The organism is Streptomyces sp. NPDC048623, assembly GCF_040650755.1.
GTDB lineage: Bacteria > Actinomycetota > Actinomycetes > Streptomycetales > Streptomycetaceae > Streptomyces.
On the sequence record NZ_JBEZHV010000012.1, the window covers coordinates 39,407 to 64,318 of the forward strand.

At 72.1% G+C, this 24,912-nt stretch carries 20 protein-coding genes and 1 tRNA gene; 10 read left to right on the plus strand and 11 right to left on the minus strand.

All coding sequences use genetic code 11. From position 1 onward, the window contains the following. The first annotated feature begins 418 nt into the window (after positions 1-418). The 5 genes from AB0C73_RS18910 to AB0C73_RS18930 all read left to right on the plus strand — a co-directional run bounded on the left by AB0C73_RS18910 (position 419) and on the right by AB0C73_RS18930 (position 6,378). The gene (locus AB0C73_RS18910; protein ID WP_362531112.1) at positions 419-1,654 is read left to right on the plus strand and encodes a branched-chain amino acid ABC transporter substrate-binding protein; all 1,236 of its coding nucleotides are present in this window, start codon (positions 419-421) and stop codon (positions 1,652-1,654) included. 131 nt (positions 1,655-1,785) lie between these two features. Continuing rightward, positions 1,786-2,718: a branched-chain amino acid ABC transporter permease gene (locus tag AB0C73_RS18915; protein ID WP_362531114.1), complete on the plus strand. Its 933-nt coding sequence runs from the start codon at positions 1,786-1,788 to the stop codon at positions 2,716-2,718. 5 nt (positions 2,719-2,723) lie between these two features. Further along, entirely contained in the window at positions 2,724-4,607 is a 1,884-nt protein-coding gene (locus AB0C73_RS18920; RefSeq protein ID WP_362531508.1) for a branched-chain amino acid ABC transporter permease, read from the plus strand. A 5-nt stretch (positions 4,608-4,612) separates the two neighbouring features. After that, on the plus strand, positions 4,613-5,665 hold the full coding sequence (locus AB0C73_RS18925) for an ABC transporter ATP-binding protein (RefSeq protein WP_362531116.1): 1,053 nt from the start codon (positions 4,613-4,615) through the stop codon (positions 5,663-5,665). Then, positions 5,662-6,378 (plus strand): ABC transporter ATP-binding protein, encoded by a 717-nt coding sequence (locus tag AB0C73_RS18930; RefSeq protein ID WP_362531118.1) that lies wholly within the window; start codon positions 5,662-5,664, stop codon positions 6,376-6,378. The genes AB0C73_RS18925 and AB0C73_RS18930 overlap by 4 nt, the downstream gene beginning before the upstream one ends. 113 nt (positions 6,379-6,491) lie before the next feature. Here the strand turns inward: AB0C73_RS18930 and AB0C73_RS18935 are convergent, their stop codons facing one another. Further along, positions 6,492-7,163, minus strand: coding sequence for a response regulator (locus AB0C73_RS18935; protein ID WP_362531120.1), 672 nt, complete (start codon positions 7,161-7,163; stop codon positions 6,492-6,494). A 124-nt stretch (positions 7,164-7,287) separates the two neighbouring features. Between AB0C73_RS18935 and AB0C73_RS18940 the strand changes: the two genes are divergently transcribed. Next, positions 7,288-7,360: transfer RNA gene (locus tag AB0C73_RS18940), tRNA-Leu, on the plus strand. Positions 7,361-7,438: 78 nt separating this feature from the next. Here the strand turns inward: AB0C73_RS18940 and pyk are convergent. Together pyk and AB0C73_RS18950 are read right to left on the minus strand one after the other, a co-directional pair. Continuing rightward, positions 7,439-8,869 (minus strand): pyruvate kinase, encoded by a 1,431-nt coding sequence (pyk, locus tag AB0C73_RS18945; protein WP_362531122.1) that lies wholly within the window; start codon positions 8,867-8,869, stop codon positions 7,439-7,441. A 135-nt stretch (positions 8,870-9,004) separates the two neighbouring features. Further along, entirely contained in the window at positions 9,005-9,706 is a 702-nt protein-coding gene (locus AB0C73_RS18950) for an SIMPL domain-containing protein (RefSeq protein ID WP_362531124.1), read from the minus strand. A 115-nt stretch (positions 9,707-9,821) separates the two neighbouring features. On the opposite strand from AB0C73_RS18950, the gene AB0C73_RS18955 reads away from it, so the two are divergent. Further along, positions 9,822-11,618, plus strand: coding sequence for a 5'-nucleotidase C-terminal domain-containing protein (locus AB0C73_RS18955; RefSeq protein WP_362531127.1), 1,797 nt, complete (start codon positions 9,822-9,824; stop codon positions 11,616-11,618). 19 nt (positions 11,619-11,637) lie between these two features. Here AB0C73_RS18955 and AB0C73_RS18960 read toward each other — a convergent pair whose 3' ends face one another. From AB0C73_RS18960 to AB0C73_RS18985, 6 genes are all read right to left on the minus strand, one after another. Further along, complete coding sequence (locus AB0C73_RS18960) at positions 11,638-13,062, minus strand: SidA/IucD/PvdA family monooxygenase (RefSeq protein ID WP_362531129.1); 1,425 nt, start codon at positions 13,060-13,062, stop codon at positions 11,638-11,640. Then, positions 13,059-14,432 carry an aminotransferase class V-fold PLP-dependent enzyme gene (locus AB0C73_RS18965; protein ID WP_362531131.1) on the minus strand — a complete coding sequence of 458 codons (1,374 nt, stop codon included), beginning with the start codon at positions 14,430-14,432 and terminating at the stop codon, positions 13,059-13,061. Before AB0C73_RS18965 ends, AB0C73_RS18960 begins: the two co-directional genes overlap by 4 nt. Positions 14,433-14,693: 261 nt before the next feature. Further along, positions 14,694-17,177, minus strand: a complete 2,484-nt coding sequence (pepN, locus tag AB0C73_RS18970; RefSeq protein ID WP_362531133.1) for an aminopeptidase N — start codon at positions 17,175-17,177, stop codon at positions 14,694-14,696. Positions 17,178-17,290: 113 nt separating this feature from the next. Then, positions 17,291-18,286, minus strand: a complete 996-nt coding sequence (locus tag AB0C73_RS18975; protein ID WP_362531136.1) for an asparaginase — start codon at positions 18,284-18,286, stop codon at positions 17,291-17,293. A gap of 104 nt (positions 18,287-18,390) precedes the next feature. Continuing rightward, entirely contained in the window at positions 18,391-18,696 is a 306-nt protein-coding gene (locus AB0C73_RS18980) for a chorismate mutase (protein ID WP_362531138.1), read from the minus strand. A 262-nt stretch (positions 18,697-18,958) separates the two neighbouring features. Continuing rightward, complete coding sequence (locus AB0C73_RS18985) at positions 18,959-19,765, minus strand: serine protease (RefSeq protein ID WP_362531139.1); 807 nt, start codon at positions 19,763-19,765, stop codon at positions 18,959-18,961. 232 nt (positions 19,766-19,997) lie between these two features. Between AB0C73_RS18985 and AB0C73_RS18990 the strand changes: the two genes are divergently transcribed. From AB0C73_RS18990 to AB0C73_RS19000, 3 genes are all read left to right on the plus strand, one after another. Further along, positions 19,998-20,831, plus strand: a complete 834-nt coding sequence (locus AB0C73_RS18990; RefSeq protein ID WP_362531140.1) for a hypothetical protein — start codon at positions 19,998-20,000, stop codon at positions 20,829-20,831. A gap of 59 nt (positions 20,832-20,890) precedes the next feature. Further along, positions 20,891-21,877, plus strand: a complete 987-nt coding sequence (locus AB0C73_RS18995) for an ankyrin repeat domain-containing protein (protein ID WP_362531142.1) — start codon at positions 20,891-20,893, stop codon at positions 21,875-21,877. Between the two features lie 80 nt (positions 21,878-21,957). Next, positions 21,958-22,428 (plus strand): HEAT repeat domain-containing protein, encoded by a 471-nt coding sequence (locus tag AB0C73_RS19000; RefSeq protein WP_362531145.1) that lies wholly within the window; start codon positions 21,958-21,960, stop codon positions 22,426-22,428. On the opposite strand, the gene AB0C73_RS19005 is transcribed toward AB0C73_RS19000, so the two are convergent. Both AB0C73_RS19005 and AB0C73_RS19010 read right to left on the minus strand, forming a co-directional pair. Then, complete coding sequence (locus AB0C73_RS19005; protein WP_362531146.1) at positions 22,425-23,987, minus strand: PE-PGRS family protein; 1,563 nt, start codon at positions 23,985-23,987, stop codon at positions 22,425-22,427. The genes AB0C73_RS19000 and AB0C73_RS19005 overlap by 4 nt on opposite strands. A gap of 31 nt (positions 23,988-24,018) precedes the next feature. After that, positions 24,019-24,912, minus strand: a complete 894-nt coding sequence (locus AB0C73_RS19010) for an SDR family oxidoreductase (protein ID WP_362531148.1) — start codon at positions 24,910-24,912, stop codon at positions 24,019-24,021.

The window sequence follows — 24,912 nt, forward strand, 5'->3', positions numbered from 1 at the left end:
CGTCCGCTCAGTTCAGAGCCGGTGTCCGATATCCGGAGAGTCACTGATCGATCACGTCAGGACCATGGAGCATTCAAGCCCCTTAGCGGAACTGGGCGTTCTCTGGGCGTTCTCAGCATGTGAACACCATGTTGCCGACCGTTGTGCCCGAGTTTGCCCGTGGCCTGCGCACCGGTTCCCCCTGTCGGCATAACAAGACAGTCACATCCTGACGTCGGCGCTCCCGGTCTTTCCCCGGCTGCGCTTAGAGTCACGGCCAGTCACCGCGCCGCCGGGCGCTTGCTCTGCACGGCCCCCCAGCTCCACCCCGTACGGCCCGGCATCGAAAACGGCACCTCTCAGCTCCCCAGCTCCACAGCTTCACGCTTTACGGCACCGCCTCAGCTCGAGGGGGCCGCGCCAGGGAAAGGAAACCTTCGTGCGACACCGTTCTTTGCTCATCCTGACCAGCGTTCTCACCACGGGTGCGCTCACCCTCACCGCCTGCGGTTCGCGCGACGAGGGCAAGGGCGGCGGCGACAGCGCCGGCGGCGGCACCACCGTGGTCATCGGCGTCGACGCGCCGCTCACCGGCTCGCTGTCCGCGCTGGGCCAGGGCATCAAGAACTCCGTGGACCTGGCGGTCCAGACCGCCAACAAGAACAAGGAAGTCCCCGGCGTCACCTTCAAGCTCGAGGCCCTCGACGACCAGGCGGTCCCGGCCTCCGGCCAGGCCAACGCCACCAAGCTGGTCGGCAACAAGGACGTCGTCGGCGTCGTCGGCCCGCTGAACTCGGGCGTCTCCCAGCAGATGCAGGGTGTCTTCGCCGCCGCCAACCTGGCCCAGGTCTCCCCGGCCAACACCAACCCGTCCCTCTCCCAGGGCGACAACTGGGGCAAGGGCGACTTCAAGCGCCCCTTCAAGACCTACTTCCGTACCGCCGCCACCGACGTGGTCCAGGGCAAGTTCGCCGCCCAGTACCTCTTCAAGGACGCGGGCAAGAAGAAGGTCTTCGTCGTCGACGACAAGCAGACCTACGGTGCCGGCCTCGCGACGATCTTCTCTGACGAGTTCAAGCGCCTCGGCGGCCAGGTCGTCGCGACCGACCACGTCACCGTGAAGGAGACCGACTTCTCCTCCACCGCCGACAAGGTCAAGGCCTCCGGCGCCGACTCGGTCTACTTCGGCGGCCAGTACCCCGAGGGCGGCCTGCTCTCCGACCAGGTCAAGAAGACCGGCGCCAAGGTCCCGGTCATGGGTGGCGACGGCATCTACGACCCGGCCTTCATCAGCGCCTCGGGCGAGGCCAACGACGGCGACCTGGCCACCTCGATCGGCTACCCGGTCGAGAAGCTCGACACCGCCAAGAAGTTCATCGCGGACTACCAGGCGGCCGGCTACAAGGACCCGTACGCGGCCTACGGCGGCTACTCCTACGACGCCGGCTGGGCGATCATCCAGGCCGTCAAGGCCGTCGTCGCCGCCAACGGCGGCAAGGTCCCGACCGACGCCCGCGCCAAGGTCACCGAGGCCCTGGGCAAGGTCTCCTTCGACGGTGTGACCGGCAAGGTCTCCTTCGACGAGTACGGCGACACCACCAACAAGCAGCTCACGGTCTACAAGGTCGAGGGCGGCAAGTGGATCGACGTCAAGAGCGACACCTTCAACCAGTAAGCACCACCGTCCCGGCGCCGCGCCGAGTGCCCAGGCGCCGGGAGCCCCGCACGACCTGAACCACGCCGCGCGAGGGCGCAAACAGCGCCCTCGCGCGGAGTCTTATCCGACAAGCTCATCGGAGGCCTGCGGTGAACGAACTGCCGCAACAGCTGGCCAACGGTCTGGCCCTCGGTGCCCTCTACGGCCTCATCGCCATCGGGTACACCATGGTCTACGGCATCGTCCAGCTCATCAACTTCGCCCACGGCGAGATCTTCATGATCGGGGGCTTCGGCGCCCTCACCACCTACACCGCTCTGCCGAGCGGAACGTCCCTCCTGGTGGCGATCCCGCTCATGATCCTCGGTGGCGCGATCGCCTCCGTGGCCGTCGCCACCGCCGCCGAGCGGTTCGCCTACCGGCCGCTGCGCAACGCGCCCCGGCTCGCCCCGCTCATCACCGCGATCGGTCTGTCGATCGCGCTCCAGCAGCTGGTCTGGCAGTTCTACCCGGACGCCAAGAAGGCCGTCAGCTTCCCCGAGTTCAAGGGTGAGGCCTTCCAGATCACCGAAAGCCTCCAGATCCAGCGCGCCGACGCCTTCGTGCTCGTCCTCGCCCCGCTGTGCATGCTCGCCCTCGGCGTCTTCGTCTCGAAGAGCCGCAGCGGCCGCGCCATGCAGGCCACCGCGCAGGACCCGGACACCGCGAAGCTGATGGGCATCAACACCGACCGCATCATCGTCATGGCCTTCGCCATCGGTGCCGCGTTCGCCGCCGTCGCCGCGGTCGCCTACGGCCTCGACAAGGGCCAGATCAACTTCGAGATGGGCTTCATCCTCGGCCTCAAGGCCTTCACCGCGGCCGTCCTCGGCGGCATCGGCAACATCTACGGCGCCATGGTCGGCGGCGTGGTCCTCGGCATCGCCGAGTCCCTCTCGATCGCCTACATCGAGGACATCCCCGGCATGCAGCAGCTCGGCGGCGGTGCCTGGTCCAACGTGTGGGCCTTCGTCCTCCTCATCGTCGTCCTCCTCGTGCGGCCCCAGGGCCTGCTCGGCGAACGCGTCGCGGACAGGGCGTGAGCACCATGACCAACACCTCCACCGAGACCACCCCGGTCATCCCGATCCCGCAGGCCGCCGCCCGTGCGATCACGATCGCCGGCTCCGTCGTCGCCATCGCCTCCGCGTTCCTCGCCTGGACCTGGACCACCGCCTTCCCCGGCAACCTCACGGTCTACGGGTACCCGGCCGCCCTCCAGATGCTGACCCTCGTCGGCGGGGCCCTCACCCTGCTCTTCGCCCTCGCCGGATACGGCATACGCGGCCTGGGGTGGCTCAACCCCGTCGGCAGCAACAACGTCACCTTCTTCGTGGCCTTCGGCTCGCTGGCCACCACGCTCTACACGCTGGGTGCCATCTCGGCCGAGCTGGGCGGACTGGCCAACCTGGAGCCGGGTGGCTTCGTCGCCGCGGCCGGTGTCGTCATCGCCTTCATCGGCGTCCTCGGTCTGCCGCTCGACCGCAAGAGGCCGGAAGACATGCCCCGCAGGGGCTGGCTCTTCACCCTCTTCTTCGGTGCCCTCTTCGGCGTCGCCTTCTACGCCCTGTACCGCTACATCCGGCTCGGACGCGCGGAGCGCAAGGCCGCCCCGGCCAAGCGGCTGGCGTCCTGGGCCGAGGTCCTGATCATCGTCGCCGTCTTCGCCCTGGGCCTCTTCGTGGTCACCTTCGGCATCGACACCGACGACTCGGAGCCGCAGCTCTTCATCGCGTACCTGATCCTGGTCGCCTTCTCGGTCACCGCGCTGGTCAAGTCCGGGCTCACCGCCCGCCTCTCGCAGATCACCGCGCGCAACCGCCAGGTGACGATCACCGCCAGCCTCGTCATGGCGATCGCCTTCCCGTTCATCCAGCAGAGCGGCGACACGTACACGCTGATCGCGGTCAACATCCTGATCTTCGCGACCGTCGCCCTCGGCCTGAACATCGTCGTCGGCCTCGCCGGCCTGCTCGACCTCGGTTACGTCGCCTTCCTCGGCGTCGGCGCCTACACCGCCGCACTGGTCTCCGGAGCCACCTCCTCCGCCTTCGGCGTCCAGTTCCCCTTCTGGGCCGCGGCGCTCACCGGCATGGCGGCCTCGCTGGTCTTCGGTGTCGTCATCGGTGCCCCGACCCTGCGGCTGCGCGGTGACTACCTGGCCATCGTGACCCTCGGCTTCGGTGAGATCTTCCGCATCGCCATGGGCAACCTCGACGGCACCTCGGGCCCGCAGATCACCAACGGCCCGAACGGCATCCCGAACATCCCGCAGCTGGAGTTCTTCGGCTACAACTTCGGCGAGCCGCACACGATCCTGGGCATCACGCTCGGCGCGTACGCGAACTACTACCTGCTCATGATCCTCATCATGGCGCTGGTCGTGGTCGTCTTCTCCCGCGCCGGCAACAGCCGGATCGGCCGCGCCTGGGTCGCGATCCGCGAGGACGAGACCGCCGCCACCGCGATGGGCATCAACGGCTTCCGCGTGAAGCTCGTCGCCTTCGCCCTCGGCGCGGCCCTGGCCGGCCTCGCGGGCACCGTGCAGGCGCACGTCAACACCACGGTGGTCCCGGAGAACTACGTGTTCGCCGGTCCCGTCCCGCCGAACTCCGCCTTCCTCCTGGCGGCGGTCATCCTCGGCGGCATGGGCACCATCTCCGGTCCCATCGTCGGCTCCGCGCTGCTGTTCCTGATCCCGGCCAAGCTGTCCTTCCTCCAGGACTACCAGCTGCTCGGCTTCGGCATCGCGCTGATCCTGCTGATGCGCTTCCGCCCCGAGGGCCTCATCGCCAACAAGCGGGCGCAGCTGGAATTCCACGAGAACGACGACGAGGCCGGCGTACCGGAGCAGCGTCAGTCCGCGGACGCGGACGCGGACGCTGACGCCGACGCCAAGACGGACGCCGGTGCGGCGAAGGCAGGGGCGTGAACGCCATGACGACCACCACCGAGACCGGCACCACGGCGACGGCCACCGGCGCCACCGTCCTCGACGCCAGCGGCGTGACCATGCGCTTCGGCGGTCTGACCGCCGTCCGCAATGTCGACCTGACCGTCCGCGAGGGCGAGATCGTCGGTCTGATCGGCCCCAACGGCGCCGGCAAGACCACCTTCTTCAACTGCCTGACCGGTCTGTACGTGCCCACCGAGGGCCAGGTCAGCTACAAGGGGACGGTGCTGCCGCCGAAGCCGCACCTGGTCACCCAGGCCGGCATCGCCCGTACCTTCCAGAACATCCGTCTCTTCTCCAACATGACGGTCCTGGAGAACGTCCTCGTCGGACGCCACACCCGGACCAAGGAGGGCCTGTGGTCCGCGCTGCTGCGCGGCCCCGGCTTCAAGCGGGCGGAGGCCGCCTCCCGTGAACGGGCCATGGAACTCCTGGAGTTCGTGGGTCTGGCGAACAAGGCGGAGCACCTGGCGCGCAACCTGCCGTACGGCGAGCAGCGCAAGCTGGAGATCGCCCGAGCGCTCGCCAGCGACCCCGGTCTGCTCCTGCTCGACGAGCCGACGGCCGGCATGAACCAGGCCGAGACCCGCACCACCGAGGAGCTGGTCTTCGCGATCCGCGACCTCGGCATCGCGGTCCTCGTCATCGAGCACGACATGAAGTTCATCTTCAAGCTGTGCGACCGGGTGGCCGTCCTCGTGCAGGGCGAGAAGCTCGTCGAGGGCACGGCCGAGGTCGTCCAGGGCGACGAGCGCGTCGTGGCCGCGTACCTCGGTACGCCGTACGAGGACGCGCCCGGCGCGGAGGAGCTCGCCGAGGTCGAGGCCGCGGAGGCGCACGCCGAGGAGGCTCACGCCGAGGCCGAAGAGGCCGCCGAGGCCGAAGAGGCCGCCGAGGCCGAGCCCGAGGCCGCTGCGGACGACACCGACGCCGAGGCCGAGCCCGAGGCCGACGCCGAACCCGACGCCCCCGAGGACGCGGCTCCCGCCGCCGACGCGGACAGCGCGGACAGCACCACCGAAGGAGACTCCAAGTGACCGCACTTCTGGAGGTCGAGGACCTCAGGGTCGCCTACGGCAAGATCGAGGCCGTCAAGGGCATCTCCTTCTCCGTCGAGGCGGGCCAGGTCGTCGCCCTGATCGGCACCAACGGCGCCGGCAAGACCACGACCCTGCGCACCCTGTCGGGCCTCCTCAAGCCCACGGCCGGCAAGATCACCTTCGACGGGCAGCCGCTCAACGGCGTCCCGGCCCACAAGGTGGTCTCGCTGGGCCTGGCCCACTCCCCCGAGGGCCGGCACATCTTCCCCCGGCTCACCATCGCCGAGAACCTCCAGCTCGGTGCCTTCCTCCGCAAGGACAAGGACGGCATCGAGAAGGACGTGCAGAAGGCCTACGACCTCTTCCCGATCCTGGGCGAGCGTCGCAAGCAGGCCGCGGGCACGCTCTCGGGCGGTGAGCAGCAGATGCTGGCGATGGGCCGGGCGCTGATGTCCCAGCCCAAGCTGCTGATGCTGGACGAGCCCTCGATGGGTCTCTCCCCGATCATGATGCAGAAGATCATGGAGACCATCGCGACGCTGAAGTCCGAGGGCATGACGATCCTGCTCATCGAGCAGAACGCGCAGGCCGCGCTCTCGCTCGCGGACCAGGCGTACGTGCTGGAGGTCGGCACCATCAAGCTGTCCGGCACCGGCCAGGAGCTGCTCGTGAACGACGACGTGCGCAAGACGTACCTCGGCGAGGACTAGCACCCACCAAGGACAGAAGGCCCGCCCCACGACGATGTGGGGCGGGCCTTCTTCTTGCGTACGGCGTGCGGCGTGCGGCGTACGTACGGGGCGGGGCGCCGGCAGCCCGTGGCCTACTGCTCCTTGGCCTTCGCCGCCTTCTTCTCCTCCGCGTCCTCGATGACCGCCTCGGCGACCTGCTGCATCGACATGCGGCGGTCCATGGAGGTCTTCTGGATCCAGCGGAACGCGGCGGGCTCGGTCAGCCCGTACTGCGTCTGCAGGACCGACTTGGCGCGGTCGACGAGCTTGCGGGTCTCCAGGCGCTGGGAGAGGTCGGCGACCTCCTTCTCCAGGGCGCGCAGCTCGGCGAAGCGGGAGACGGCCATCTCGATGGCCGGCACGACGTCGCTCTTGCTGAACGGCTTCACCAGGTACGCCATGGCGCCGGCGTCCCGGGCGCGCTCGACGAGTTCGCGCTGGGAGAAGGCGGTGAGCATGAGGACCGGGGCGATGGACTCGCCCGCGATCTTCTCGGCGGCCGAGATGCCGTCGAGGACCGGCATCTTCACGTCGAGGATGACGAGGTCGGGGCGGTGCTCGCGGGCCAGCTCGACGGCCCGGGCCCCGTCGCCGGCCTCGCCGACGACGGTGTACCCCTCCTCCTCCAGCATCTCCTTGAGGTCGAGACGGATGAGGGCCTCGTCCTCGGCGATGACGACGCGGGTCGTCAGCGGCGGGACGTGCGACGCGGGCGCGGTGGCGTCGTCGTCGGCGGCGGGCTGGGGCGACTCGGGGGCGGTCACGCGGGCTCCTCGTTCAAGGCCTCGTTCCCTGCGGAAGCGAGGCGGATACAGCTCCCCATGAGCCTACCCACCTCCTGTAAGGTAGGGGCACGGCGGGTGACCGCCGCCCTTTGTTTCGAAGGAAGCCCCGGTAGCCCAGCGGTAGAGGCAATGGTCTCAAACACCATCCAGCGTGGGTTCGAATCCCACCCGGGGTACATTAACCAGTTTTCCAAGGTCACGCCCCGGCTGCGGCTTCCGGGGGACGGCCGGTCCGGGATCCACCGGTCCGGTGATCAGTTCCCGACCGGATCCCCGATGTGGTGGACCCGGACCATGTTGGTCGAGCCGGGGACGCCGGGCGGCGAGCCGGCCGTGATGACCACGATGTCCCCCTTCCGGCAGCGCCCGATCCGCAGCAGCTCCTCGTCGACCTGGGCGACCATGGCGTCGGTGGAGTCGACGTGCGGACCGAGGAAGGACTCGACGCCCCAGGTCAGGTTGAGCTGGGCGCGGGTCGCCGGGTCCGGTGTGAACGCGAGCAGCGGGATCGGCGAGCGGTAGCGCGACAGGCGCTTGACGGTGTCGCCGGACTGGGTGAAAGCGACCAGGAACCTCGCCCCGAGGAAGTCGCCGACCTCGGCGGCGGCCCGGGCCACCGCGCCGCCCTGGGTGCGGGGCTTGTTGCTCTCGGTCAGCGGCGGCAGGCCCTGGGCGAGGATGTCCTCCTCGGCCGCCTCGACGATCCGGCTCATGGTGCGCACGGTCTCGATGGGGTACTTGCCGACGCTGGTCTCGCCGGAGAGCATCACGGCGTCGGTGCCGTCGATGATCGCGTTGGCGACGTCGGAGGCCTCGGCGCGGGTGGGGCGGGAGTTGTCGATCATCGAGTCGAGCATCTGGGTGGCGACGATGACCGGCTTGGCGTTCCGCTTGGCGAGCTTGACGGCCCGCTTCTGCACAATCGGCACCTGTTCCAGGGGCATTTCGACGCCCAGGTCGCCACGGGCGACCATGATGCCGTCGAAGGCGGCCACGATGTCGGCGATGTTCTCGACGGCCTGCGGCTTCTCGATCTTGGCGATGACGGGGATCCGGCGGCCCTCCTCCGCCATGACCCGGTGCACGTCCTCGACGTCCCGGCCGCTGCGGACGAAGGAGAGGGCGATGACGTCGGCCCCGGTGCGCAGGGCCCAGCGCAGGTCCTCGACGTCCTTCTCGGACAGGGCGGGCACGGAGACGGCGACCCCGGGCAGGTTGAGCCCCTTGTTGTCGGAGATCATGCCGCCCTCGACGACCCGGGTGCGCACCCTCGGGCCGTCGACGGCGGTGACCTCCAGGGTCACCCGGCCGTCGTCGACGAGGATGCGCTCACCGGTGGTGACGTCGTCCGCGAGGCCGGAGTGGGTGGTGCCGCAGCCGTACTGGTCACCTTCCATCGGCTCCACGGTGATGGTGAACTCGTCGCCGCGTTCAAGGAGTACGGGTCCTTCACGGAATCGGCCGAGACGGATCTTCGGGCCTTGAAGGTCGGCGAGGACACCGACGCTGCGACCGGCCTCGCTCGCCGCCTTGCGGACGTGCCGGTAGCGCTCCTCGTGCTCGGCGTGTTCGCCGTGGCTGAGGTTGAGGCGGGCCACATCCATTCCGGCCTCGATCAACGCCTTGATCTGGTCGTATGTTTCGGTGGCGGGCCCAAGGGTACAAACGATTTTTGCTCGGCGCATAAGGCGAGAGTAGGGCTTACCAGCGGGTAGCGAAGCGGCCGCGCATGACGACCCAACAACCTTTCCGTGAAAGGTTGTTGACAAGACTTGAATTTGCGCGCGGGTCTGCTCCGATGAGCGGAATTCCGGCCCTTCTCAGAGCGCCGGAGGGCTCATCACGAAGCGCGCGGCAACCTCCGCGACCACGGTCTGCCGCTGCGGTTCCAGGTCCAGCGGCGCGGGCTGGTCCACCGATTCCGCCGCGAAGGCCATCCGCATCCCGCCGCCGCCCGGGCGCCCCGGCACCGCGGCCCCGGCGAGCCCGGTGTCCGAGAGTTCGAGCAGCGCCACGAGCGAGGCGCCGAGCGCCTCCGCGTACTCCCTGCCCCGCCGCACCGCCTCCCGTACCGCCTGCCGGCGCGCCTCCGCGTACGCCGGGGAGTCCGGGCGCAGCGCCCACCACGGCCCGTCGACCCGGGTCCACTCCAGGTCGGCGAGGCGGGTGGTCAGCTCGCCGAGCGCGGTGAAGTCGGTGAGCTCGGCCGACAGGCGCACCCAGCCCCGGTAGCCGCGCACCTTCTCGCCGCGCCCGCGCCGGGCCTGCTCCGGGGTGACGGACAGGGCGCCGGTCTCCAGGGCGGTGACGGCCTCGCCGTACGACTTGAGCAGGGCGATGGCCTCGGCGTTACGGTCCGTCAGGGAGGCGAGCACCGAGGCCCGGTCGGTGCCCCCGGCCCGTACCGACACAACGATCCGGGCGAGCTCCGGCTCCACCTCCAGACGGCCCTCACCGCGGACGGTCACCTGGGGCGCCTCGGGGGTCGGGTGGTCTCCGGGGGCCGGCGGCTGCTGTGTCATACCGAACACTTTCCCACTCCGTAACCCGAAAGGCCTGTTGCGACGGTGCGGTCTGAGCCAGAATCTACGCGCGTTGTGCGCCCTTGGGGGGCGCTTGATCAATGGGGAGACACACATGCCGCTGAACCGCCGGGCCTTCTTGGAGAGCTCTGCCGCCGTCGGAGCCGGAATCGCCCTCACCGCCGGGGCCGCCGCCCCCGCCGAGGCCCACGAAGCCCGCCCCCGGCCGGCCAAGCGGTACTCGTTCACCGTGATGGGTACCACCGACCTGCACGGAAACGTCTTCAACTGGGACTACTTCACCGACAAGGAGTTCGACGACAAGGCCCACAACGACGTCGGCCTCGCCAAGATCTCCACCCTGGTGACCCAGGTGCGCGAGGCCAAGGGCCGCCGCAACACCCTGCTCATCGACGCCGGTGACACCATCCAGGGCACCCAGCTGTCCTACTACTACGCCAAGGTCGACCCGATCACGAAGGCCGGCGGCCCGGTCCACCCGATGGCCCAGGCCATGAACGCCATCGGCTACGACGCCGCCGCGCTCGGCAACCACGAGTTCAACTACGGCATCCCGGTCCTCCGCAAGTTCCAGGACCAGTGCGACTTCCCGCTGCTCGGCGCCAACGCGCTCGACGCGAAGACGCTGCGCCCGGCCTTCCCCCCGTACAGCATGCACACGCTGTGCACCCCGCACGGCCGCGACGTGAAGGTGGCCGTGCTCGGCCTCACCAACCCCGGCATCGCCATCTGGGACAAGGCCAACGTCACCGGCAAGATGGTCTTCCCCGGTCTTGAGGAGCAGGCCGCGAAGTGGGTGCCCAAGCTGCGCTCCATGGGTGCCGACGTGGTGATCGTCTCCGCCCACTCGGGCTCCAGCGGCACCTCCTCGTACGGCGACCAGCTCCCGTACATCGAGAACGCGGCCGCTCTGGTCGCCGAGCAGGTCCCCGGCATCGACGCGATCCTGGTCGGCCACGCGCACACCGAGATCCCCGAGTACCGGGTCGCCAACAAGGAGACCGGCAAGCAGGTCGTCCTCTCCGAGCCGCTGAAGTGGGGCCAGCGCCTCACCCTCTTCGACTTCGACCTGGTGTGGGAGAAGGGCCGCTGGACCGTCGAGAAGGTCGGCGCCCAGGTCCTCAACTCCAACACGGCGGCCGAGGACCCGGAGATCACGGCCCTGCTCTCCGACGAACACAAGAAGGTCGTGGCCTACGTCAACCAGGTCATCGGCACCTGCACCGCCACCATGACCACGACCGACGCGCCGTGGAAGGACGAGCCGATCATCGACCTGATCAACGTCGTCCAGGCCGAGACGGTGAAGGCGGCTCTCGCGGGCGGTCAGTACGCGAACCTGCCGGTGGTCTCGCAGGCCTCCTGCTTCTCCCGTACGGCGGTGATCCCGGCCGGACAGGTGACCATCCGGGACGCGGCCGGTCTCTACGTCTTCGAGAACACTCTGGAGGCCCGCCTGATGACGGGCGCTCAGCTGAAGGACTATCTGGAGTACTCGGCGCGGTACTACGTGCAGACCGCGGCGGGTGCGCCGGTGGACACGGCGAAGCTGACGAACGCGAACGCCACCCCGGACTACAACTACGACGTGCTGTCGGGTCTGACGTACGAGATCGACATCGCGAAGCCGGCCGGCTCCCGGATCGTGAACCTGTCCTTCGAGGGTGCGCCGATCGATCCGGCGGCGCGGTTCGTGCTCGCCGTCAACAACTACCGGGCGAACGGCGGCGGCGCGTTCCCGCACGTCGCCGCCGCGCCGCAGCTGTGGGCCAACTCGGACGAGATCCGCAACACGATCATCCAGTGGGTGAAGGCGAAGGGGACGGTCGACCCGGCTCAGTTCGCGTCGGTCGACTGGAAGCTGACCCGCGACGGCGTCCCGGTGTTCTAGTCACCTCACCTCCCGGCTGTCACTGCTGTACGAGAGGCGTCAGCTTCCGGTCCTGGGCCGGAACGCTCGGCGCCTCTCGCGCGTCCAGGCCGAAGCTGGTGAACGCGGTGCGGCGCGGCAGCGGGTAGGGCTCCTTGCCCGTCACCGAGTTGAGGATGACCGCGCTGCGCCAGGCCGCGAGGCCCAGGTCCGGGGCGCCGACGCCGTGGGTGTGCCGCTCGGCGTTCTGCACGTACACGGAGCCGGTGACGGACTCGTCGAGGACGAGGCGGTAGTCGGTCTCGATCCGGGGCCGGCCCGCCGCGTCGTGCCGCAGATACGGGTCGAGGCCGGCGAGGATCCGGTCGACCGGGCGCTCCTTGTACCCGGTGGCCAGGACCACGGCATCGGTGACCAGGCGCGAGCGGGTGCCCTGCTGCAGATGCTCCAGGTGCAGCTCCACCTGCGTGGTGGCGACCCGCCCGGCGGTGCGGACCCGGACGCCGGGGGTGAGCACGGCGTCCGGCCAGCCGCCGTGCAGGGTGCGGCGGTACAGCTCGCCGTGGATGGCGGAGATGGTCTCGGCGTCGATGGCCTTGTGCAACTGCGCCTGCCGGGGCAGGAGTTCGTTCCTCACCTGCTCGGGCAGGGCATGGAAGTAGCGGGTGTAGTCCGGGGTGAAGTGCTCCAGGCCCAGCTTGGAGTACTCCATCGGCCGGAACGCCTCGGTGCGGGCCAGCCAGTGCAGCTTCTCCGCCCCGGCGGGCCGGGCCCGCAGCAGGTCGAGGAAGATCTCCGCGCCGGACTGGCCGGAGCCGATCACGGTGACGTGCCGGGCGGCGAGCAGCGCCTCGCGGTGGTCCAGGTAGTCCGCGGAGTGGATCACCGGCACGCCGGGCGCGTCGGCGAGCGGGCGCAGCGGCTCGGGGACGTACGGCTCGGTGCCGACGCCGAGGACGAGGTTGCGGGTGTACGAGCGGCCGAGCGCCTCGGCCTCGCCGTCGGTGTCGAGCTGGGTGAAGTCGACCTCGAACAGGCGCCGTTCGGGGTTCCACCGGACCGAGTCGACCTGGTGGCCGAAGTGCAGCCCGGGCACCAGGCCGGCGGCCCAGCGGCAGTACGCGTCGTACTCGGCGCGCTGGATGTGGAAGGTCTCGGCGAAGTAGAAGGGGAAGAGCCGCTCGCGGCTCTTCAGGTAGTTGAGGAAGGACCACGGGCTGGCCGGGTCGGCGAGGCTCACCAGGTCGGCCAGGAACGGGACTTGGAGGGTGGCTCCCTCGATGAGCATCCCGGGGTGCCACCGGAAGTCCGGCCGCTGCTCATAGAAGGCGGTGGCGAGACCGCCGGGGACGCCGTCGGCGAGGGCGGCGAGCGAGAGGTTGAACGGGCCGATGCCGACGCCCACCAGGTCGTACGGACGGTCGGGGGCGTGCTGGGGGGTGCTGCCGGTGCTGCTGCCGGTCATCGGTCGGAGCCGCCTTCCACGAGGGTGAGGATCTGTCGGAGGTCGTCGGGGGTGGCGTGGGGGTTGAGCAGGGTGGCCTTGAGCCACAGCCGCCCGTCGGCCACGGCCCGGCCGAGCACGGCGCGGCCCCGGGCGAGCAGCTCGCGGCGGATCGCGGCGACGGTCTCGTCCGGGGCGCCGTACGGGCGGAACAGCACGGTGGTGAGGGTGGGCCGCGCGTACAGCTCCAGGCGCGGCTCCTTCTCGACCAGGTCGGCGAGGTGCGCGGCGAGCTCCATGCACGCGTCGACGAGCCCGCCGAGTCCGCTGCGGCCGAGGGCGCGCAGGGTCACGGCGGTCTTCAGGACGTCGGGGCGGCGGGTGGTGCGCAACGACCGGCCGAGGAGGTCGGGCAGACCGGCACCGGTGTCGTCGTCGGCGTTCAGATAGTCCGCGGTGTGCGCGAGTACGGCGAGGTCGGCGGCGTCCCGTACGGCGAGCAGCCCGGCGGCGGCCGGCTGCCAGCCCAGTTTGTGCAGGTCGACGGTGACGGTACGGGCCCGGTCGAGGCCGGCGAGGAGGGGGCGGTGGGCGGCGCTGAACAGGACGGGGCCGCCGTAGGCGGCGTCGACGTGCAGTGCGGCGCCGTGCGCGGCGCAGCGCTCGGCGATCCGCGGGAGCGGGTCGATGAGCCCGGCGTCGGTGGTGCCGGCGGTGGCGACGACGAGGGGGCGGTGGGCGGTGGCCAGCGCGTCGGCAAGGGCTTCGGGGTCGATGGTCCCGCGCGGCGCGGGCACGACGAGGGGTTCGGGCAGTCCGAGGAGCCAGGCGGCGCGGTGGAAGGAGTGATGGGCGTTGGCGCCGACGACGGTCTGGACGGCGCCGTCCCGCTCACGGGCGAGGAGGAGGGCGAGGTGGTTGGACTCGGTGCCGCCGGTGGTGACGAGTGCGTCGCGGCTGTGCGGGGCATCCGGATACACCTCGGCCGCGAGCGCGGCCGTGACCAGCGCCTCCAGCGCGGAGGCCGCCGGGGCCTGGTCCCACGAGTCCATGGACGGGTTCAGCGCGGAGGCGGCCAGGTCCGCGGCCGCGGCGAGCGCGAGCGGCGGGGTGTGCAGATGGCCTGCGCACAGGGGTTCCGCGGGGTCCGCGGCCCCGGCCGCGAGCGTCCGGACAAGCGTCCGCAGCGCCTCGTCGGCCCCTGTACCGTCCTCCGGCAGCGCCACCCCGACCGCCTCCCGCACCCGGCGCGCCACCGTCTCCGGCCCACCACCGGGCAGCGGCCCGCCCCGCTCGCCGGCCCCGTCCCTGAGCGCACCGAGCACGACGTCGACAAGTGGACGCAGAGCATCGGGCCCGTGGGACCCACCGGCAAGGGGTGCGGCACGCATGGACGACAGGGTGCCGGGCGTTGTCGGGGTTTGTCCGGCGAGCGGGCCGGCGTGACCCGAACGAGGGACACGGGGGTGGACGGGGCCCCACTCGGGTCCCGGGCCCTGCCGCCCGGCGCCGGGCGCGGCGCCGAGTGGCGGACGCGGTGCCGAGCGGCGGACGCGGCGCGCGGCTGCCGCCCGGCGGCGGGCGCCGGCGTCGCCGACCGCGGGCGGCAGCCCGAGGCCGTACGACGGGCGCCCGCCCCCGGCCCGTGCGTCTCAGCCGCGCGCCCGCAGGGCTCGCGCCAGGTCGTCCAGTTGGTCGACCAGCTGGCGGCGGAGGGCCGGGATCATCGTGTCGTCGGCGAGGTGGTGCTCGCCGAGGGCGAGGGACTCCGGGTCGACCGCGAAGGCCGGGAAGGCGCGGCGGCCGGCGGCCTCCGCCATCGCCGGGCCGCGGCGCGCGGCCATGGCGATGGCGGCCGGGTAGAAGCGGGCCACGTAGTCCTGCGTCAGCTCGGCCTGCTCGGGCTTCCAGAAGCCCTCGGCGGTGGCGGTGAACAGGTAGTTCGACAGCTCGTCGGAGTCGAACATGGCCGACCACGCGGCGGCCTTCGCCTCGGCCGTCGGCAGCGCCGCGCGGCAACGGGCCGCGCCCTCCTGCCCGGTGGCGCTGGGGTCCCGCTCCAGCTCCGCGGCGATCGCGGCCTCGTCGGTCGCGCCGAGGACGGCGAGCCGGGCGAGGATCCGCCAGCGCAGCTCCGGGTCGAGCTCGGGGCCGCCGTGGACGGTGCCCTCGTCGAGCCAGGAGGCGATCTTGTCGGGCGTGGTGGCGCTGTCGACGCACGTACGGACGGCGGTCAGGCGCAGGCCGGGCGCCTCGCCGTCCTCGGTGCGCCGCAGCAGGGCGCGGGTGATCTCGCCGAGCGTGGCGAGCGCGGCCGGGCGGTCGGCGGCGGAGACGTAACGGTCGGCGATCTGCGTACGGGCGAAGCCCAGCACGCCCTGCACGACGGCGAGTTCGGTCTCCTCGGGGAGGTGCGCGAGGGCGACCTGGAGGTACTCGGCCGGGGCGAGGACGCCGTCGCGGACCATGTCGCGCAGCGCGTTCCAGACGACCGCGCGGCTGAGCGGGTCGGGGATGCGGGAGAGGCCGCGCAGCGCGGTCTCCTGCGACACCTCGTCGAAGCGCATCTTGGTGTAGGTGAGGTCGCCGTCGTTGAGGACGACGAGCGCGGGGCGCGGGCCGTCGAGGTCGAGCGGGGCCTCCTGCGGGACGTCGACCCAGGCGCGCTCGCGCAGGAGGAGGTCACCGGCGGCGTCGCGGTCGTAGACGCCCACGGTCAGACGGTGCGGGCGGCTGCCGGCCCGGTCGACGGTGAGCCGCCACCGGTTGCCCTCGCCCTCCAGGCGCGGGGTGAGGACGTCGACGCCGGTGGTGCCCAGCCACTGCTCGGCCCAGGCGTGCACGTCGCGGTCGGTGGCGGCGGCGAGGTTGTCGACGAAGTCGGCGAGGGTCGCGTTGCCGAACTTGTGCCGCTTGAAGTGGATGTTGATGCCGGCGAGGAAGTCCTTCTCGCCGAGCCAGGCGACGAGCTGGCGCAGCGCCGAGGCGCCCTTGGCGTAGGAGATGCCGTCGAAGTTGAGCAGCGCCGACGCGGTGTCGGGGACGGCGTCCGCGGCCGGGGCGACGGGGTGGGTGGAGGGCCGCTGGTCGGCCTCGTAACCCCAGGCCTTGCGGGTGACGCCGAAGTCGATCCAGGTGTCGGCGAAGCGGTCGGAGCAGGCCTCGTTGACGGTCTGGTAGCCCATGTACTCGGCGAAGGACTCGTTCAGCCAGATGTCGTCCCACCAGCGCAGGGTGACGAGGTCGCCGAACCACATGTGCGCCATCTCGTGGGCGATGACCATGGCGCGGTGCATCCGCTCGGTGTCGGTGACGGCGGAGCGGAACACGAACTCGTCGCGGAAGGTGACGAGGCCGGGGTTCTCCATGGCGCCCGCGTTGAACTCGGGGACGAAGGCCTGGTCGTACGAGTCGAAAGGGTACGGCTCGGCGAACTTCTCGTGGTAGCGGTCGAAGCAGGCCCTGGTGATGTCGAGGATCTCGTCGGCGTCGGCGTCCAGGTGGGGCGCGAGCGAGCGGCGGCAGTGGATGCCGAAGGGCAGGCCGGCGTGCTCGGTGCGCACCGAGTGCCAGGGGCCGGCGGCGACGCAGACCAGATAGGTGGAGATGAGCGGGGTGGTGGCGGCCGTCCAGCGGCCGTCCGGCTGCTGCTCGGTGATGCCGTTGGACAGCACCGTCCAGCCCTCCGGGGCGGTGACGGAGACGTCGAAGACGGCCTTGAGGTCGGGCTGGTCGAAGGCGGCGAAGACGCGCTGCACGTCCTCCATGAACAGCTGGGTGTAGACGTACGCCTCGCCGTCGGTGGGGTCGGTGAAGCGGTGCATGCCCTCGCCGGTGTGCGAGTAGCGCATGGTGGTGCGGATGCCGAGGGTGTGCTCGCCCTCGGTGAGGGTGAGCGGGAGGCGGTTGCCGTCGAGGGCGGCGGGGTCGAGCGGCGTGCCGTCGAGGACGGCGGAGTGGAGCGTGTCCGGCTTGAGCTCGACGAAGGTGTCCCCGGCGGCGCGGGCGGTGAACCGGATGAGGCTGGTGGACTCGAAGGTCTCGTCGCCGGTGGTGAGGTCGAGGTCCACCGTGTAGTGCTGGACGTCGAGGAGCTGGGCACGGGTCTGCGCTTCGTCGCGCGTCAGTACGGACATGGGGGTCATGCTGCCCGAAGGTGATCCTCCGGGGGAGGGGGGTTCACCGAGAGCTCAGGAGTTCCCACGGGAGAGTAACTCCGTGCGGTGAGGGAACTCCGTGCGGGAGGGCCTCAGGCCAGGCCCGCCCCGTCCAGGTGGGCGAAGACGGCGGAGATCCGGGGGCGGTCGTAGCCGGCCGGGCCCTTGGCGCCGCTGGAGAGCAGGGTGTGCAGGAGCAGCCGGGCCTTGACGGGGGTGAGCGGTCCGGCCGGGATCAGGCCGCGGTGCAGCAGGTCGTACTCGGAGCCGGGGCCGCGGTAGGTGTGGGAGAGGGTCGCGCCGGCGCCGGTGCGGGAGGCGAGGACGACCGGGATGCGCTCGGCGAGCGCGGCGAGGGGTTCGACGAGCCACGTGGGGACGTGCCCGGCGCCGAAGGCGGCGACGACCAGGCCGTCGTACCGGTCCGCGAGCCCGTCCAGGAGTTCGCCGCGGTCGCCGAGGGAGAGGGTCAGCAGGGCCACCCGTACGGCGGGGTCGAGGCGCAGCGGGCAGGCGCGGGCGGGCACGACGGGGCGGAGCAGGATCCGCGGCTCGCCCTCGACGACGGCGCCGAGCGGGCCCGCGCCGGGCGAGGCGAAGGTGGCGACGGAGGTGGTGTGGGCCTTGTGTGCGAAGCGGGCGGCGTGGATCTCGTCGGCGAGGACCACGAGCACGCCGAGGCCGCGGCAGCCGGGGTCGGCGGCGACGGCGAGGGCGGAGGCCAGGTTGGCGGGGCCGTCGGCGCCGGGCTGGTCGGGGCGGCGCATGGCGCCGGTGACGGCGATCGGCTGATCGGTGGTGCACAGCAGGTCGAGGAGGAAGGCGGTCTCCTCCAGGGTGTCGGTGCCCTGGACGACGACCACGCCGGAGCCGGCGGCGACGGCCGCGGCGACCTCGTCGGCGAGGGCGGCCAGGTCCTCGAAGGAGAGGGAGGAGCTGGGGACCCGCCGGAAGTCCCGCAGCTCGACGTCGACGTCCTCGGGTACGACGCCGAGCTCGGCGAGCACCTCGGCCCCGGTCATCCGGGCCGCGTCACCGCCCCGCGCGGAGATGGTGCCGCCCAGGGTGAATACGGTGACGCGTGCCATGTGCTGTGCCCCGTTCCTCGGCGCCCTGTGCCGGCGGCGCGCTGTGTCTGTCGGCCGGGTGACTGGTCGGCCGGCGTGCTTCGTCGGTCAGCCTGCTTCGTGGTTCAGCGTGCTTCGTCGGCGATCGTCTCGTGGTGCCGGATGACCTCCGCGATGATGAAATTCAACAGCTTCTCCGCGAACGCCGGGTCCAGTTTCGCGTTCTCGGCGAGTTGCCGCAGCCGGGCGATCTGGCGGGCCTCGCGGGCCGGGTCGGCGGGCGGCAGGTTGTGCTCGGCCTTGAGGACGCCGACCTGCTGGGTGCACTTGAAGCGCTCGGCGAGCATGTGGACCACCGCCGCGTCGATGTTGTCGATGCTCTCGCGCAGCCGGGTCAGCTCGGTCCGGACGGACTCGTCGATCTCGCTCATGACCAGGGACCCTATCCGGATCCGGTGAGGATGGCGGGCGGGTGTTCGGTATCCGGAACGGTGCGACTCCAGCCGCCCGGCACGGTACGCCTGCCCCCGGGGCGGACCGTCCGGATCGGTCCGCCCCGGGGGCGTGTAGCGAGTGAGCCGAAGGGGCGCGCGGGTGTCGAAAGGGAGAGCGCGCGGAGGCTGCGAGGAACGAGCAGGCGAGCACGGTCGACCGTCGACACACGCTGAAGCGCCCCGGAGGTGAACCGAGCTCTTAAAGAGCGGCCGCGGCGGACTTGATCGCCGAGGCGAAGGTGGACACCTCGGTGTAGACGCCGGGGTAGCCGGGCCGGGCGCAGCCCTCGCCCCAGCTCACGATGCCGACCTGGACCCAGGCGTCGTTGTCGTCCTTGCGGAACATCGGGCCGCCGGAGTCGCCCTGGCAGGTGTCGACGCCGCCCTCGTTGTAGCCGGCGCAGATCTCCTCACCGGGCACGAGGGAGCTGCCGTAGGCGGACTGGCAGTCGGCGTCCGAGACGAAGGGGACGGTCGCCTTGCGCAGGTAGCGCTGCTGCGCGCCGCCCTCGCGGGTGGCGCCCCAGCCGGCCACGGTGAAGGTGCCGTTGTTGTAGGCGGTGGTGTCGGCGATCTTCAGGTTGGCGAGTCCGTTGATGGGCGAGGCGAGCTTGATGAGGGCCCAGTCCTTGCCCTGCCCGTTGTAGCCGGGGGCCTGGTAGACCTTGGTCGAGCGGACCTTGATGGCGCTCGACGAGCGGAGGTCGACGACGCCGGCGGTGGCGGTGATGCTCGTGTTGTTGCCGGAGCCGGAGACGCAGTGGGCGGCGGTGAGGACCACCTGGGGGCTGATCAGGGAGCCGCCGCAGCCCATGGAGAGCCTGACCATCCAGGGGAACTCGCCCTGGACGGCGCGGGTGCCGCCGACGACCGGGGCGGGCGCGGCGGAGGCGGTGCCGGCGGGCTGAAGGCTGACGGCGGCGAGGACGACGGCACCGGCCGCGGCGAGCTTCTGCAACGCGCGGACCAGTCTGTTCTTCTTCTGCATGTGCTGCATGTGCTGCATGCGACTGCCTTCTTTCGTGGGGGGTTGATCTTGATGGCATGAGCCCGTCAAGACCTGGTCCGGATTATGGACATCGGCCAACAGGCGTCACAAGAAGCCCTTTTCGGCCAGCCGGGGGACGGCCTGGGGCAGGGCAGGGAACGGCCCGGACCGGGTCAGGGAACGGCCCCGGGGCGGCGTGGGGGCGCCGGGGGCGCGCCGCCGTACCCTGGAGCGCAGGGGGTGAACCGGGATGCCGCACAGCGACGAAGTCTCCCCCGTCGTGCACGGGTTCCCGCACCTCGACACGGTGCGCTCGGCGATCACTGCGCTCTACCGGCGACTCTCCCCGGACGGCGTACGCCGCTACGACGTCAGCATCCCGGCCTCCGACGTCCTCATGGACGCCACCGACGGGCTCCATCTGGGCGCCCAGCGGGTGGCCCGCGCCCTGGTCCGGCACCTGGGGCTGCCCGAGGCGCGGATGGTGGTGAGCTTCCGGGCGATGGAGCACGCGGCGAGCGTCGAACTGGGAGCCGGCCCCGAGTACTTCGTCGAGCTCAACGAGCGCTTCGCGCGCCCCGCCCACCAGCGCGACATCGGCGCCGCGCTCGCCCACGAGATCACCCATGTGCTGCTGCACCGGCTCGGACTCGAACGGCCCACGGTCGCCGGGAACGAGATCCTGACGGACGTCGTGACCACCTACCTCGGCGCGGGCTGGCTGCTCCTCGACGCCTTCCGGCAGGACGGGATGTCCAGTCAGAAGCTGGGCTATCTGACCCCGGAGGAGTTCGGCTATGTGCTCGCCAAGCGGGCCGCGCTGTTCGGCGAGGACCCGTCGCCGTGGTTCACCAGCGCCGTGGCGTACGAGGCGTGGGTACGGGGCCGGGACGAGGCCGCCCGGGACTGGCGCCGCCCGCCGCTGGCGGGTGCGGGCTGGGCCGCGCGGCGGCGGGCCCGTACCCATGGCGCGGACGGTGTGTTCCCCTGCCCGGTGTGCGGGCAGCGGCTGCGGGTCGCGGGGACGCGGCGGGTGAAGGCGCGGTGCGGGGTGTGCGGGACGGTCCTGGACTGTGCGCCGTAGCAGGCGGTGAGATCGTATTCATTTGCGCCGTTCGGGTGTCCCGGGTGAGGGTCGGGCGCATGAGCACGCTGTTCGACACGTTGTGGGACGAGTCCGGGGAAGAGACCGGGGAGGCCGGGGACGACGCGGTGGTACGGGCGCTGCGCGCGGGCGCCGACCCGGAGGCCCGCGACGCCGACGGGGAGACGCCGCTGTACCGGGCGGCCGTCACGAACCGGCCCGGCGCCGTCCGTCTGCTGCTCGCCGCCGGGGCCGACCCGGGGCGGGCGAGCGGAGCCGACGACGGGGACCTGCCGCTGTGCGGGGCGGCCTGCGGCGGGCACACCGAGGTCGTCCGCGCCCTGCTCGCGGCGGGCGCCGAGCCGGATCAGGAGGAGGGCTACGGCTTCACCGCCCTCGCCTGGGCCGTTCGGCTCGGGCACACCGAAGTCGCGCGGGCGCTCCTCGCGGCGGGCGCCGCACCCGACCGGCCCGACCCCGACGGGCTCCCGCCGCTCGTCGCCGCCGCCCGGCGCGGCTCGGTCTCCCTCGTCCGCGCCCTGCTCGACCACGGTGCGGGCCGTCGGCGCGAAGCCCTCGACGAGGCCCTCGACGAGGCGCGGCGGTGGATCGGCGCCGACATGGCGGCGGTGCTGCGGCGCGGCCTGGTCGAGAGCGGCGGGGCCGCGGACACGTACGAGGCGGTGGTGCGGCGGGTCCCCGAGGACGGCGGCGTCACCGTGGTGGTGGAGCTCCTCCGCGAGGACGGCGCCCCGAGCCGCGGCGACGAACGCCAGACCTCGCACGCGGCCATCGCCACCCTGCTTGAGGGCGCGCTCGGCACACCGGCGCGCCGGAGGAACTGGCCGAGCGGGCGCTGCGCTGCGGCGACCCCGGGCAGGACGACTGGACGACGGCGGTCGACGCGCTGGCCGCCGGCGCGGCCGAGACGGTCTTCGTCACGGCGACGGCCTGGTGCGCCGGCCCGGACCCGCTGCGGCGCGCGCTCGGCGCCCTGGTCCTGGCGGCCCTGCCGGGGTACGCGGCGGGGGCGGTGCCGGTGTTGAGGCGGCTGGCGGAGGCGGAAGCGGAAGCGAAGGCGGAGGCGGAAGCCACGGCCGGCGACGCCCGGGAGCCCGCGAGGTCCGTGGCCGTGGCGCTCGGGCGGTGCGGCGACGGCAGCGCCGTACCCGAACTGCTCGGTCTCGCCGCGCATCCCGACGCCGAGGTACGGCGGGAGGTGGCGGCGGCCCTCGCCGGGATCGTCCCGGCCGGGCACCCGGAGGCCGCCGGGCGGATCGCCGCCCTGAGCCGCGACCCGGACCCGCGGGTGCGCGACTGGGCGACCCTCGCGCTCGCCGAACTCCCCGACGACACCCCGGCCGTACGGGAGGCCCTGGCCGCCCGGCTCACCGACCCGGACCCGGAAACCGCCGCCGAGGCCGCCCGGGGCCTGGCCATCCGCCAGGACCCGCGCGCCGTCGACGCCCTGGCCCGTCTCCTCGCCGACACCGACCCGGAGGGCCCGGCCCGCGAGACGGCCCTGTCGGCCCTGGAGCATGTGGCGGACCCGCGGACCCGGACGCGGCTGGAGTGGACCACGCCGAGGTGCCGCTAGGGGCGAGGGGGCGCGGACGCCTTCGCCGCCCTCGTCGCCTTCCGCTGCTCCTTCTCCTGTTCCATGAGCTCGATCATGCGGCGCATGACCGGGAGGGGCAGGGCGGGGTTGCACGAGGCGTCGTTGGCGGTCTTCGGGTCGGTGAGCAGCCGCATCAGCACGTCGAGCGGCAGCGGGGCGGACCGGCGCGCCCGGAGCCGTACGCCGTCGTCCGGGTCGTCCAGGAGCCGTACGGCAGTCCCGGGCGAGATCCGGGGGTCCCGCGCCGCGTCCCCCCGCACCTCCGCCGACTCGTCGCGGGCGAGCGTCTCGACCAGTTCGGGAGTCGACTCGGGGTCGTCGAGCGCGAGCCGCCGCAGCCGCGGGTTCGGGTCGGCGGCGAAGCGCAGCAGGCCCGCGCGCGGGAAGTTGGGGTGGGTGCGCGGGCGGCCGGGGAAACTGAGGCTGCCGTCCCACCAGTGCCACACCTCCAGGAGCATGTCACCGGGTGCGTCGTCGCAGGACTCGGCGAGGAACAGGCGCACGGTCGGGTCCTCGTCCCGCGCCAGTCGCTCGACCACGTCGGCGGGCAGGCGGGGCGCGCGGGCGACGCTGCTGCGGACGAAGGGGTGGCTGGAGGCGGCGAGCCGGCGCATGGCCTCGGGGTCGTCATGGAGCTCGGCGACCCATGGCAGAGCCCAATTGCGTGACTCCCCGGGGCGGAACGGGTGGCGGACTCCCGCCCTCTGTTCCTCTGTCAGGTCGGCGCGCAGGGAGACGATGCGGCGTACGGACTCGTCGTCGTCCGTGAGGAGGAGGGCGAGTGCGGCCGGGGCGAGCAGGGAGTTGAGGGCGAGCGAGGTGCGGGTGGGCTCGTCGCCGTCGCGGGCCAGTTCGGCGGCCCAGGCGGGTGCGAGACGGCAGGTCTCCAGGATCCGCTCGCGCGACGCGCCGAGCGCTTCGAGGACGGCGCACCTGTCGGCGTCGAGCGGCACGTCCTGGTGGTGCCGGAGGAGCGCGGCCGTGCGGACCTGTGCGTCGGAGTCGGCGAGCAGCGTCTCGCGCACGGCCTGTTCCAGGTGCGGCCAGGCGGGGGCGCAGGCGGCGGCCCGCACCTGCGTGTCAGGGTCGGCGGCGAGGGCCCGCAGCTGGGGCGCGGTCAGGCCGGGCAGACGGACGGCCTCGACCCGTACGAGCGGGGACGGGTCGGCGGCCAGGGCGGCGAGGCAGTCGGGGGTGAGCGGGGCGCGGGCGTCCGCGACGAGCTCGACGATCAGCGCCCGCTGCGTGTCCCCCGTACCGCCCGCGTCGCCCGCGTCGGCCAGGGCCAGCCGGCTCCACTGCTCGCGGGTGAGATCCGGCCGGGTCTCGGCGAGACCGGCCCGCATCTTCCAGGAAGTGTGGCCGATGGCCGCTTCGATGACGGCCACCGGCAGGTCCCTGCGGTAGAGGAGCTGAGGCCAGACGTCGAGGAGCCGGATCAGGACGTCGTCCGGGGCCACCGGGTTGCCGCCGAGCCCCCGCCAGTCCCGCGCGGGGCCCGCGAGTGTGTCCTTCGGCGCCTTCGTCACATCGCTCATGCCGTTGATCCTGCCGGACGCCGCCCCGGACTCAGGCCTGCGCTCCGTACACCGGCTGCGGCGGCTCCGCCGCCTCCAGGAGCCTCCGCGCCGCCTCTCCCGCCTCCGCCGGGGTCCAGCGCGCGCCCTTGTCGGTGGTCGGGCCGGGGCGCCAGCCCTCCATGACGGTCAGGCGGCCGCCCTCGGACTCGAAGACGCGGCCCGTGACACCGGCGGAGGCGGCGGAGCCGAGCCAGACGACGAGCGGGGAGACGTCCTCGGGGAGGGCCTCCAGGGTGGCGAAGGTCTGTTCGGTCATCCGGGTGCGGGCGGCGGGGGCGACGGCGTTGACCTGGACGCCGTAGCGGGCCATCTCGGCCGCCGCGACGAGCGTCAGTCCGACGATGCCGGCCTTGGCAGCCGCGTAGTTGCCCTGCCCGACGCTGCCGAGCAGCCCCGCGCCCGAGGTGGTGTGGACGACCCGCGCCACCACCTCCCTGCCCGCCTTCGACTCGGCGCGCCAGTGCGCCGCCGCGTGGCGCAGCGGCAGGAAGTGGCCCTTCACATGCACCCGGAGCACCGCGTCGAAGTCGTCCTCGCTCAGGTTGACGAGCATCCGGTCGCGCAGGAAGCCCGCGTTGCTGACCAGGGTGTCGAGGCGTCCGTACGTGTCGAGCGCGGTCCGCACCAGCGAGCCCGCGCCCTCCTCGGTGGCGATGTCGCCGTAGTGCGCGACCGCCTCTCCCCCGGCCGCCCGGATCTCCTCGACGACCCGGGCCGCCGGGCTGTCGGCGGCGCGGCCGTCCCCCGGGCTTCCGTCGAGGCCGACGCCGAGGTCGTTGACGACGACCCGGGCCCCCTCGGCGGCGAAGGCCAGGGCATGGGCGCGCCCGAGCCCCCGTCCCGCGCCGGTCACGATCACCACGCGTCCGTCGCACAGATCCAT